The organism is Peribacillus sp. BM1, assembly GCF_056679975.1.
This window is the reverse complement of sequence record NZ_CM155259.1, coordinates 4304939-4317241: the sequence shown is the minus strand read 5'-3', so window position 1 is coordinate 4317241 and position 12303 is coordinate 4304939. Positions and strand designations below refer to the sequence as shown.

7 protein-coding genes and 1 other annotated feature are annotated in these 12303 nt (G+C 39.7%); of the genes, 4 read left to right on the top strand and 3 right to left on the bottom strand.

Annotated elements, in window-relative coordinates:
- Positions 1-178 precede the first annotated feature (178 nt).
- Together AC1MGI_RS20560 and AC1MGI_RS20555 are read right to left on the bottom strand one after the other, a co-directional pair.
- On the bottom strand, positions 179-1348 hold the full coding sequence (locus AC1MGI_RS20560; protein WP_480347472.1) for an acetoin utilization protein AcuC: 1170 nt from the start codon (positions 1346-1348) through the stop codon (positions 179-181).
- Between the two features lie 239 nt (positions 1349-1587).
- Complete coding sequence (locus tag AC1MGI_RS20555) at positions 1588-2220, bottom strand: GNAT family N-acetyltransferase (protein WP_480347470.1); 633 nt, start codon at positions 2218-2220, stop codon at positions 1588-1590.
- Positions 2221-2346: 126 nt separating this feature from the next.
- On the opposite strand from AC1MGI_RS20555, the gene acsA reads away from it, so the two are divergent.
- Together acsA and AC1MGI_RS20545 are read left to right on the top strand one after the other, a co-directional pair.
- Positions 2347-4065 carry an acetate--CoA ligase gene (gene acsA, locus AC1MGI_RS20550; RefSeq protein WP_480347468.1) on the top strand — a complete coding sequence of 573 codons (1719 nt, stop codon included), beginning with the start codon at positions 2347-2349 and terminating at the stop codon, positions 4063-4065.
- A gap of 353 nt (positions 4066-4418) precedes the next feature.
- A complete protein-coding gene (locus tag AC1MGI_RS20545) occupies positions 4419-5807 on the top strand; it encodes an L-cystine transporter (protein ID WP_480347466.1) in 1389 nt (462 codons plus the stop codon).
- Positions 5808-5939: 132 nt separating this feature from the next.
- Here AC1MGI_RS20545 and AC1MGI_RS20540 read toward each other — a convergent pair whose 3' ends face one another.
- Positions 5940-8837, bottom strand: a complete 2898-nt coding sequence (locus AC1MGI_RS20540; protein ID WP_480347465.1) for a transglycosylase domain-containing protein — start codon at positions 8835-8837, stop codon at positions 5940-5942.
- A 221-nt stretch (positions 8838-9058) separates the two neighbouring features.
- Between AC1MGI_RS20540 and AC1MGI_RS20535 the strand changes: the two genes are divergently transcribed.
- Positions 9059-10522: an RNA-guided endonuclease InsQ/TnpB family protein gene (locus tag AC1MGI_RS20535; RefSeq protein WP_480347463.1), complete on the top strand. Its 1464-nt coding sequence runs from the start codon at positions 9059-9061 to the stop codon at positions 10520-10522.
- Between the two features lie 245 nt (positions 10523-10767).
- Positions 10768-10986: a binding site (T-box leader), on the top strand.
- Positions 10987-11040: 54 nt separating this feature from the next.
- Positions 11041-12297, top strand: a complete 1257-nt coding sequence (gene tyrS, locus AC1MGI_RS20530; protein ID WP_480347461.1) for a tyrosine--tRNA ligase — start codon at positions 11041-11043, stop codon at positions 12295-12297.
- The last annotated feature ends 6 nt before the right edge of the window (positions 12298-12303 follow it).

The window sequence follows — 12303 nt, the reverse complement described above, 5'->3', positions numbered from 1 at the left end:
GAGGTTAGGGCTTTAATGAGACAGCCTCTTTTTTCTGTGGAAAAGGGGCGGGACTTCGCAAAATCAGTTCCGCACTGCCACCTTCATAAGGCGATACTGTTTTTAGAACCTGAACCTTTTTGTTGGACTTTAGAGCAGACGCTCATAGGTATTTTGTGCTGTTTAGGCGTATGAATTCCTATGGTGAAGCCGATTTGTTTGCCCGAATGGGATATAATGCTTTTGAAACGGTTTGTGCATTTGTCTCTGTTATTTCCTCTCGTCTAGGTATCGGTTTATAGATATCTTCTGGATCCTCCCAAGTAGCTGGGAGTGTGACAGATGTCTCTGTTTGCCAACGTTTAATCCAATTTTGTGGCAATGGTCCTGAATTTTTATTATTATCGGTCATCTCCAACCAAATAAATGACCAAGCTCTCGGTACGACCCGCCAAATATCATAGCCGCCACCCCCCACAGCAATCCAGCGCCCCCCGCAATATTGATGGGCGAGTTCATGGGCAAGCTTGGGAATTTCTTTGAAAATCCGCATGGTGGCTGATAAATGTGTTAAAGGATCGTAATAATGTGAATCTGCGCCATTTTGAGTAAGGATTACATCGGGCTTGAAATACTCAATAACTTCTTTAAAAGAAGTTCGGTAGGCATCAAGCCAAGAATCATCTTCTGTAAACGCATCAACAGGAATATTGAACGTGAAACAATAGCCATTCCCTTGTCCGCGTTCATGAATATTTCCAGTACCGGGAAATAAATAACGCCCTGTTTCATGAATCGATAACGTACAGACATCTGGATCATCGTAGAAGGCCCATTGCACGCCATCACCATGATGGGCGTCAGTATCAATGTATAAAACGCGCGCATGATATTTTTGTTGCAAATATTTAATGGCTACAGAGCTGTCATTATAGATGCAAAACCCAGCAGCTTTTCCCCGAAAACCGTGATGTAGACCACCACCTAGATTTAAAGCGTGCTTGGCTTGTCCTGTCATGACATAATCACAAGCTTGCAGGGTGCCGCCGACCAATAACGCACTTGCTTCATGCATATGTTTGAAAATAGGCGTGTCCTCGGTGCCAAGGCCAAAATTCTCCGCTTTTTCTAAAGAGAGCTTTCCAAGGCCGGCAAGTTTGACTGCGTTTACATATTTGGGGTCATGAATCAATTGAAGCTCTTCGTCTGTCGCTATTCTTGGTTTAATGATATCTTCCTCAGCTATTGCTTCATGCGCTCGTAATAAATCAAGGGTGAGCTCTAGCCGCTTTTGGTTGAAAGGGTGATGATCATGGAATTTGTATGTTAATAGCTCATCTGAATAAATGAATATGGCATCTTTTTTCATGATTAACTCCTTTTTGCAGTGGGCCGTAAAACCTGATTACTTTCCCGAAAATGGCTAATACTTCATACAGTACGCCAACATTGTTCAGATCTTTTCCTTCAAATCGAAAACGAGGTAGGCGTATGTGTGATAGCAACAAGTCAGGCCATAGTATGATGAGGATCTTGGTAAGATTGATGATAACCTGTTTCTTGATTTGTGCAATCATCCTTTCAATTCTTCCTAAACGTACATAAACATTAATACATGAAACGATTCATAAATCTCAGCCGATCAAATTTCTGAACGGACTCAAGGGGAATGTGTTTGCCAATTCGCGCCATTAAGCAATTAGCTGGATGTGAGCTTATTTCAGGATCATCTGTTGCATAATAAACAAGCCCACCAGCGTTCATCATTTTTTCCATCACTTTTCGGTACTCCCACACATTCAAGCCTGTTCCTTTTAAATCCCAATGCCAATAATATTCCGTCGTTATAATGATATAATTTTCCATGCTTTCATCCATCATGGATGCTCGTATTAAATTTTTTCCGACAGAAGCTCCACGGAAATCGGGGATGACTTCAATGGCTCCAAGTTCAAGCAAATCCGGCATTTCAATCTCAGACCATCGCTCTAGCGGGTCTGGATATAAGTAGGTCACATAGCCGACGACTATGTTCTCACTTCGGGCAATGATAATCCGGCCTTCAGGAAGATCCGCAATTTCAATTAAAGCTTGATGTTGCTGTGTTGCGGGACGAAATGCAACTAAGTCCTTGTGGAATTCATAAGATTGTAGTTCAGTTGCTGTTATCGGCCCTTCGATAATTAATGTCTGTTGCATTGTTGTAACTTCTATTCTGTGATACGTCTTGTTGTGTTCCACATTTTCACCACCTAAAAAACTGTTACTTTCATTATACATAAAACAATAGAATATTAAAAAAATTGTGAAAAAAGGTTAATTATATTATAATCAGTCTAGAAAGTATGCAAAGGGGGATGAATATTTATGAAATTGGAAGCGTTACCATCAGTAAAAGGGGATTATAATCTAAAAGATTATGAGAATACTTACAAGCATTTCGACTGGTCTGAAGTCGAGAAGGAATTTACTTGGTCTAAAACAGGAAAGGTAAATCTTGCATATGAAGCAATCGATCGCCACGCTGAGTCATTCCGGAAAAATAAAGTGGCCCTCTATTATAAAGATGATCAACGTGCCGAAAAGTATACATTTAAGGAAATGAAAGAATGGTCAAATAAAGCAGCGAACGTAATTAAGGAGTATGGGAATGTCAGTAAAGGCGATCGTGTGTTTATTTTTATGCCACGTTCACCAGAGCTTTATTTTGCGGTGCTCGGCGCGATCAAAACAGGTGCAATTGTCGGCCCGCTCTTTGAAGCTTTTATGGAGGGCGCTGTTCGGGATCGTTTGACTGATAGTGGAGCTAAAGTGTTAATTACAACGCAGGCTTTATTATCGCGCGTTCCTGTAGATGAGCTTCCCGATTTAAAACATATTTTTCTTGTTGGCGAAAATATTGAAGAAACCGACACGCAGTATGATTTTATGAAAAAAGTAGCAGAAGCAGATCAGAACTTCGCGATTGAATGGGTGGACCGGACCGATGGAGTGATTCTTCATTATACATCTGGTTCGACGGGGAACCCAAAAGGTGTACTGCACGTACATAATGCCATGATACAGCACTATCAAACTGCTAAATGGGTACTGGATTTGCAAGAAGAGGATGTATATTGGTGCACCGCAGATCCTGGCTGGATAACAGGGACTTCTTATGGCATATTTGGGCCGTGGCTAACGGGAACGTCGAATGTAGTAGTAGGCGGTCGTTTTAAACCAGAAGCCTGGTATAAAACGATTGAAGATTATGGAGTAACGGTTTGGTATAGTGCTCCAACTGCATTCCGCATGCTGATGGGTGCGGGAGATGAAGCTGTGAAGCAATACGATTTACGTTCATTGCGTCATGTTCTAAGTGTGGGTGAGCCGTTGAATCCTGAGGTTGTCCGATGGGGGATGAAGGTCTTTAATAAGAGAATTCATGATACCTGGTGGATGACAGAAACAGGAGCACAATTAATTTGTAATTATCCGAGCATGCTCATTAAACCAGGTTCCATGGGTAAACCGATTCCTGGGGTTCAGGCTGCGATTGTCGATGATCAAGGAAATGTGCTTCCTCCGCATCGAATGGGGAATCTAGCGATTAAGAAGGGCTGGCCGTCTATGATGCAGACGATTTGGAATAATGAGCAAAAATATGAGTCTTACTTTATGCCGGGAGACTGGTATGTGTCAGGAGATTCTGCGTATATGGATGAAGAAGGCTATTTCTGGTTCCAAGGTCGTGTCGATGATGTGATCATGACGTCAGGCGAACGTGTAGGACCATTTGAAGTAGAGAGCAAACTTGTGGAGCATCCAGCCGTTGCAGAAGCAGGTGTCATCGGTAAGCCAGATCCAGTACGTGGGGAAATTATTAAAGCGTTCATCGCGCTCCGAGATGGATATGAGCCTACACAAGAGTTAATCGAAGAAATTCGAACATTTGTTAAGCAAGGACTAGCAGCTCACGCGGCTCCAAGGGAAATTGAATTCCGCGAAAAATTACCAAAAACACGAAGCGGAAAAATTATGCGCCGTGTGCTTAAAGCATGGGAGCTTGATTTACCAACAGGAGATTTGTCTTCAATGGAAGATTAATAATACGTAAAATAGAAAGATCCTCTAAGGCATTTTGTGAGTGCTTAAGAGGATTTTTTTATCTGGTTTAACTGACTGTAATACACTAAGGAAATCTACACCAGGCTATATTGTTGCACTTTTGCGATTGCCATCATTTTGAAGTGTATCCTCGCTTAACGAGGTAGTAGTGGCGGTAGAGCGGGACTAGTGAACAGTGGGGAAAAACGACTGATGGAAGGTTCGCATTATTTCAAAAAAATTATTTAAGCAAAGTACTAGTAATCTAATGTAAATCGTATTATAGTAATGAAAGATCAAAACCAACTTATCTTATACGAATAAGAAACTATAATGGTTCAGGAGGAGTATACATGTTAGGATATGTTCTATTAAATATTGCTATTATGCTAGTATTAGTATCTGTTTTATTTTATATGCAAAAGAAGCATATGTCATTTACGGTAAGAGTGTTTACCGGATTAGGTTTGGGGGTTGTATTTGGATTCGTTCTACAACTTTTCTCAAGCCCAGATTCTGAAGTCATTGCTTCTTCAGTTGGCTGGTTCAGCATTATCGGTAGCGGGTATGTGAAATTCCTGCAAATGATTGTTATGCCACTTGTCTTCATTTCGATTATTTCAGCGTTTACAAAGTTAAAGCTTACTAATAATATTGGGAAAGTCAGTGCATTAATTTTAGGCATTCTAATCGGTACAACGGCTATTGCGGCGGCAATCGGAATTGGATCTGCTACAGTATTCAATTTAGAAGCTGTACAAATTGAACAAGGTCAAGCAGAGATGGATCGTGGTCTTCAACTGGAAGAGAAATTTGGCGCTTCACTCGAAGGGAAAACAATGCCACAGCAAATTCTTGAATTTTTCCCTGCTAATCCGTTCCTTGATTTAACGGGTGCTCGCTCGACTTCAACGATCGCGGTTGTTATCTTCGCCGCATTTCTGGGCTTTGCTTTTCTGGGAGTGAAAAGGAAACAACCAGAGCATGCAGAAATGTTTGCAAAAATCGTGGATGTCTTTTATTCGTTAATTATGCGTGTCGTTACCTTAATCCTACGATTAACACCATACGGTATCTTGGCGATTATGACAAACACGGTTGCAACAAGTGATCTTGATGCCATTTATAAACTAGGTAAATTTGTCGTTGCTTCTTATGTTGCATTAATCATTATGTTCTTGATTCACTTGTTGATGCTGTCTTTAAGTGGATTAAGTCCAGTAAAATACTTGAAAAAAGCATTTCCGGTACTAACGTTTGCCTTCACATCTAGATCAAGTGCAGGCGCATTGCCGTTAAATATTAAAACGCAGAAACAATTAGGGGTTTCTGATGGGATCGCAAACTTTGCTGGATCGTTCGGATTATCGATTGGTCAAAACGGTTGTGCCGGCGTTTATCCGGCGATGCTAGCTGTAATGGTCGCACCTACTGTTGGGATTAATCCATTATCACCTTCGTTTATCGTGACCCTGATACTTGTTGTTGCCATCAGTTCGTTTGGCGTCGCTGGTGTTGGTGGCGGAGCAACTTTTGCCGCATTGATTGTCTTATCGGCGATGGATCTTCCAGTTGCACTTGCTGGTGTGCTTATTTCAGTCGAACCGTTAATTGATATGGGACGTACAGCACTGAATGTAAGTGGAAGTATGACTGCTGGTGTGCTTACTAGTAAAGTAACTGGTGATTTGGATAAAGATGCTTACTTTAATGAGTCTACATCGATTGAAGTAGAGGCGTAAAAAAGGTAGAAGAATGTCGACAGTGTTGCCGGCATTCTTTTTGCTTTTTAAACAATCTCTTGAAGCGTGAATTTACAACAAACCTGAAAAAAACGAGGTTGCCCCTTTTTACGGGACAGCCTCGTTTTTTGTTTATACTCCCTGATTCTCAGGATTGGCTGGTTGCTCTGTAGGTGTCTCTGGGGTAGTACCCTCAGGGATTGTTTCTACTGGTTTTTCAACCGGTTTTTCTTCTGGCTTCGCTTCTTGATTTGTTTGCTCTTCGCTAGTGTCTACTGTTTCACTTGGAATCTCCTGCTTTTTCACTTCTTGTTTAGTAACTGCGTTAGAAGGAGGTGATTCTTTACCAACGATATCAACAGCTGTCACATAATACGTTCCGTTTTGAATGCTGAATGCTAGGCTTTCGTTGGAACGAATACTGGCGACTCTTTGACCATTACTATAGATTCTGTATCCGACAACATCTCTTTCAGGATGAGAATTCCAATTAATGCTGCTTCCGTTTAATGCAAGGGTTGGTGCAGCAGGCGCCTTACCGTTATCAGAAAGTGTTGAACCGGTAACAATCATATTCCCGGTAGTGTTATATTTAGATAGTAAATCGTTTATATTTTTAATGTAATTTCCACCGATTTTATCGAGATACTCAGGATTTAGCATGTAGCCGCCACTTGTAAATTCGCTTGGTGTTGATGATTGTGCTAAGTAGCGACCACCACCAGCATAGACATATTGTCCATTAATAAAGCTATGATCTACTTTTGTTGGGACATATTTTACATTGAATAGATCCGTTTCGACCAATCCGGCATTTGAACAAGCATCAGATGGAAGTAAACCTGATATTGAACAGAAGGAACGGGTCACAACACCTGCTGGTTTTTCAAATTTGCCTTTAGGTCCAATGAGATCAGGATTTACACTGTAAGCTGAGTTGACTAAACTTGCCCACAGCTTAATATTTCGTTGGCTATACGTAAGTCCTTTATATCTATTATCAATTCTCTTTGGTGTATCATAACCAATCCATGTTCCAAATGTTATGTTCGGGTTTGTAGCAACGAACCAAGCATCTTCTGTATTATTCGTCGTTCCTGTTTTTCCAGCCCAGTCAGATGAGAAAGATAACCTTCCATTTAAGTACCGTGCTGTTCCATTTGATATAACATCTCGCATAATATCTAGTGTAAGATAAGCAGTTTGCGGTGAAAAGACTTCTACCGGAGCCGCTTCGTGTTGATAAATGACTGTGCCATCTTTTGCTTCGATTTTGTCGATCATGTAGGCGTCGATGAATTGTCCGTCATTAGCAAATGTTGTAAATGCATTCACATTTTCTTCAACCGTTACCCCATTTGTAGGTGTTCCTAACGCTAAGGAAGGGATTGAATAGTCGATATCAATTAACGAGGTAAAGCCCATTTTATCAAGATAGGTTGCAGGGCGTTGATTTAAGATGCCCATATAATAGCTTACAGTTGGGATATTATAGGATCTAACGAGTGCCTCCCGTGCGTTGGTTAATCCAGTATACCCTTCTCCGGCATTTTTCGGTTGCCAGCCACGAATTGAAATAGGTACATTAATTCCGATAGATCCAGGTGAGATATATCCTAGTTCAAATGCAGGTGCATATACTAGAAGCGGCTTCATCGTCGATCCGTTTGGTCTTTTGGCTGATGTCGCATGATTGGTCTGTTCTCGATCAAAATTACGACCGCCGACGAAAGAAAGAATCTTTCCTGTTTTGTTTTCAATGAGAATGGCTCCTGTTTCGACTGGTTCCTGAACAGTGACTTTTTCACCAGATTCAGGGTCGGTCACTTCTTGGGGCTTATCTCTGCCATAATATTCATAGTTTTTAACGACTTTTTGCATCTTATCATACATATCTTTGTTAATGGTTGAAAAGACTTTGTAATTATTCTGTTTCAGTTCTCTTCTTGCTAGTGTTGTATATTGTTCTTTTAAATCATTATCTTTTTCTAAATCCGCTTTTTCATATCCAGATTGCTCTGCAAGAATTTTCGACAGAACCTCGATTGCTCGTTCTTCAAGTTCTACGACCAACCATGGATATACTTTAGATGGTGCTGTTTTCGGTCCAATAAAGTCTTTCGTAATATCATAATTCAGGGCATCTTTGTATTCTTGTTCAGTAAGATAATTTCCATCACGCATTCTTTTAAGTACGGTTTTCATTCTGAGCAATCCTGGTTCAATACCTTCTGGACTTTTCAACTCAGCTTTTTGCGTATAAGGCGTATAACGAAAAGGACTTTGCGGTAGACCGGCGATAAATGCTGCTTGTGGAATGGAAAGGTCTTTTGCGTCGATTCCAAAGATTCCTTTAGCTGCCGATTGGACACCCGCGATATTCTGGCCGGAGGAATTCCTGCCAAAGGTTGATACGTTTAGGTATGTTTGAAGAATTTCATCTTTTTCTAAGAAATTTTCCACTCGAAGTGCGAGTAAGATTTCTTTCGCTTTCCTATCAAAGGATACTTCATTCGTTAATATTTGGTTTTTGATCAATTGCTGTGTTAATGTACTTCCGCCGGATTGAACGGGTGCATTTGTCATTTCTTGAAAAATGGCGCGCATAACGGCTTTAGGTACGACACCTTCATGCTCATTAAAATATTCATCCTCTGTTGCAATGATGGCGTTTAGTAAGTGTGGTGACATTTCATCAATGGTTATTTCTTCGCGCTCAAGATCGGACTTTAACTTCCCGAGAAAAATGTTATCAGCAAAATATAAGTCTGATGCTTCTTCATAATTATAAATATCTTTTTTGAGTTCATCTTTTGTGCGAATCGGCTCATCTTTGACTAAAGCGGCAAAATAACCTGCACCTACACCGCCAGCAAAGGAAAATCCTAAAACAAGGACTATAATAAACAAAAGCAGGATGTTCCAAACTACATGATATGTAACTCTGGAGTATTTTTGCGTTGTTTTACTACGGAAGAAATCGGTGAATTTCAACCAAAATGATATAGGTTCATTTTCATTATTTTTCATCTATCATACCCCCTGAAATCAGATACATTATAGCATATATCCGTATTTAGAAGGGGGATTTTCAAGTATTTCTATCATTTTGCCAAGAGTACCCCTGCTTCAAATTTTTGATAAAAAATGAAGGAGGGGGTGAATGGGCAGTTTTTATTTTTCAAAATAAATCGTATTATTAGTGATGGGAAACGTATGTTTGGTATAATGGATATAGGAGGTGAGAAAATATGACAAAGGAAAACGAAGAAAAAAAGAAGTATAAAACGCACCAAATTTGGATTAAAAAAGGACATCGTATGTATGGGTATTTTCAAAATATGACTCAAAATGCTAAGAACATGTATAACACCACTAATTTCTACATACGCCAGGTTTACACAGGACTTACACAAGATAAAGAATGGCAGCCTTTACAAAAAGAAGTCTTGGATACCATTGATAAAAAAATAGATCGGATGAATGATGTTCAACTTTTGGCTTATCAAAAGAGTGTAAAGAGACAAAAAGCCAAACCGAAAGAAAAACAAACAGAAGTGACATGTCATCTTTTTACCAAACCATCAAAAGAGCAACCTTACGTAAACTATCATTTTTTGGATGCTTTATTTAAAGTCGTTTCACAAAAAGATTATCGCTCTCTTCCTGTGCAAGCCAGTCAATCTGTAATGAAGGTAGTCTTTCAAAACTGGAAATCGTTTTATGCGAGTTTAAAAGATTACAAGCAAAATCCTTCTAAATACAAAGTTAAACCAAAAATCCCTACATACAGTCGGGCAGCAGAAAAAGAAATGACTTTTACCAATCAAGATTGCGTCATTAAAAACAAGAAGTTCTTAAAGTTTCCCAAAACAAAAGAAGAACTAAATATTGGAAAACTTGGTTTTGCTGAAGGTCGGTTAAAACAAGTTCGTGTGATTCCGAAGTACAACCAATACGTTGTAGAGTTAGTGATGGAGATCCCTTTTGAAAACACAGAATTAGAAGATAACGGTAGGTTTATGAGTATTGATTTAGGAATCGATAATCTTGCAACCATTGTGACAAATACGGGACGAGCACCCCTATTAGTCAAGGGCAAACATGTCAAATCTATCAATCAATACTACAACAAAAAGAAAGCCCATCTACTTAGTATTTTACGACAGGGAAAACAATCGAATGAAGGTTCTTTTACTTCTGAACGATTAGAAAGATTACATCAAAAAAGACTCCTTAAAATAAAGGATATTTTTCATAAGGCAAGTTCAGAAGTGATAAAAATCGCGTTAGAAGAAAACACCCATACCATCATCATTGGACAAAACAAAGCGTGGAAACAAAAGAGTACCATTGGCAAAAGAAACAACCAAACTTTTGTGAGTATTCCCCACGGTTTATTGATCAGCATAATTACATACAAAGCATCGCAACATGGAATTAAAGTCGCTATAACGGAGGAATCCTACACGTCCAAAGCAAGTTTTCTGGATGGTGACGATCTCCCAACTTATGGTGAGAGCGATAGAAAGCAACACTTCTCCGGTAAACGTATAAAAAGAGGATTATATCTTTCAAGTCGTAATGGGTTTATCAATGCCGATGTAAATGGCGCAGCTAATATTTTGAAAAAGGCTTGGTTGCGATTAACAAAAGAAACGGATTTCAATATGGAAAACGTGAATGTTTGGAGCCCCAAAACAATAATTATGTAAAAAAGAAGTCCCAACGGCAAGACTAATGGGATAGAGGGTCTGGGTGTGTGTAGTCCACCGATGTGACAGCCCCACTGCTCGTTAATCGTTTAAGTTCGCGTAGAACTTATAGGTGAACACATTGATACGACAGAAACCCCTTCCTTAAAAATACGTTAGCATTTTAGGTGGGGGAGCATTCATAGGATGATGAACTTGACATAGCATGTTATATATGATAAAAAATCAGTAACATGAATTTTTTTAGGAAAGCAATGAGAGGACTAAAGTAGTCAAACTATCCCTGTTTTAGAGAGCCGATGATTGGTGCGAATCGGTACACATAGTTTTGATGAATTACTTCCTTGAGCATTTGCTGTGAACGTTAAGTAGCAGCAAACGGTCGACAGCCGTTAACGGTCTTAAGACGGAGGATGAAGTATGTCCTCAAGTTGGGTGGTACCGCGAATATATTCGTCCCTTCATTTATGAAGGGGCGTTTTTTATTTGTCATTTTTTGAAAAATAGGAGGAAATCAGATGGAATTGCTTAAAGATTTAGAATGGCGAGGGATTATTTATCAGCAAACAGATGAAGTGGGAATGAAAGAACTTTTGGAAAAAGAAAAAATTGCGTTATATTGTGGCGTGGATCCTACGGCAGATAGTATGCATATTGGTCATTTATTGCCATTCTTAACATTACGACGTTTTCAACAGCATGGCCATCGTCCGCTTGTTTTAGTGGGTGGAGCAACAGGGTTAATTGGTGACCCGAGTGGGAAAAAAGAAGAGCGTTCCCTGCAAACATTAGAAACGGTTCTGCATAATGCCGATTGCCTAAAGGGTCAATTAACGAAGATTTTCGATTTTGATGGTGATAATGGCGCAATCATGTTAAATAATTATGATTGGATTGGCAAGATTGATATGGTTACTTTCCTGCGCGATTACGGGAAGTATATTGGCATTAATTACATGCTAGCGAAGGATACGATTGCTTCACGATTGGAGACGGGAATTTCATTTACAGAATTCACCTACACGATTTTGCAGGGAATCGATTTCAATCATTTATACGACAATCATAATTGTAAACTGCAAATTGGTGGAAGTGATCAGTGGGGCAATATTACAACGGGTCTGGAAATGATTCGTAAATCTCACGACGAAGCTGTTAAAGCATTCGGGATGACCATTCCACTTGTGACAAAAGCGGATGGCACAAAGTTCGGGAAAACAGAAGGTGGAGCAATCTGGCTTGACCCGGAGAAAACGACGCCTTATGAGTTTTACCAGTTCTGGATTAATGCGGCAGATGCGGATGTAGTGAAATACATGAAATTCTTCACATTCTTATCACATGAAGAGATTGAAACGTTAGCTCAATCCGTAGAAAGCGAACCACATTTGCGTAAAGCACAAAAAACGTTGGCAGAGGAAATGACACGTCTGATCCACGGCCAAGATGCTTTGGACCAAGCGATAAAGATTTCCGCAGCTTTATTCAGTGGAGACGTGAAAAACTTAAGTGCTTCAGAGATTAAAGTTGGATTCAAAGACGTGCCAAGTTTCAGCCGAAACAATACCGATGACATTAACGTAGTTGAACTAATTGTTGAAGCAAATATTTCACCATCTAAACGTCAAGCAAGAGAAGACATCCAAAATGGTGCTATCTCTATTAATGGAGAAAAAGTGACAGACTTAGCATATATCGTAACAGAAGCGGATAAGATTGAAGGGCAATTCATGCTTGTTCGTCGCGGTAAAAAGAAATATACGCTAATTAAATAATAGATA

What these genes read in the sequence shown, in the direction of transcription:
- AC1MGI_RS20560 (WP_480347472.1), bottom strand. Translation starts at nt 1,348, where the DNA reads ATGAAAAAAGATGCCATATTCATTTATTCAGATGAGCTATTAACATAC.
- acsA (WP_480347468.1), top strand. Translation starts at nt 2,347, where the DNA reads ATGAAATTGGAAGCGTTACCATCAGTAAAAGGGGATTATAATCTAAAA.
- AC1MGI_RS20545 (WP_480347466.1), top strand. Translation starts at nt 4,419, where the DNA reads ATGTTAGGATATGTTCTATTAAATATTGCTATTATGCTAGTATTAGTA.
- AC1MGI_RS20540 (WP_480347465.1), bottom strand. Translation starts at nt 8,837, where the DNA reads ATGAAAAATAATGAAAATGAACCTATATCATTTTGGTTGAAATTCACC.
- AC1MGI_RS20535 (WP_480347463.1), top strand. Translation starts at nt 9,059, where the DNA reads ATGACAAAGGAAAACGAAGAAAAAAAGAAGTATAAAACGCACCAAATT.
- tyrS (WP_480347461.1), top strand. Translation starts at nt 11,041, where the DNA reads ATGGAATTGCTTAAAGATTTAGAATGGCGAGGGATTATTTATCAGCAA.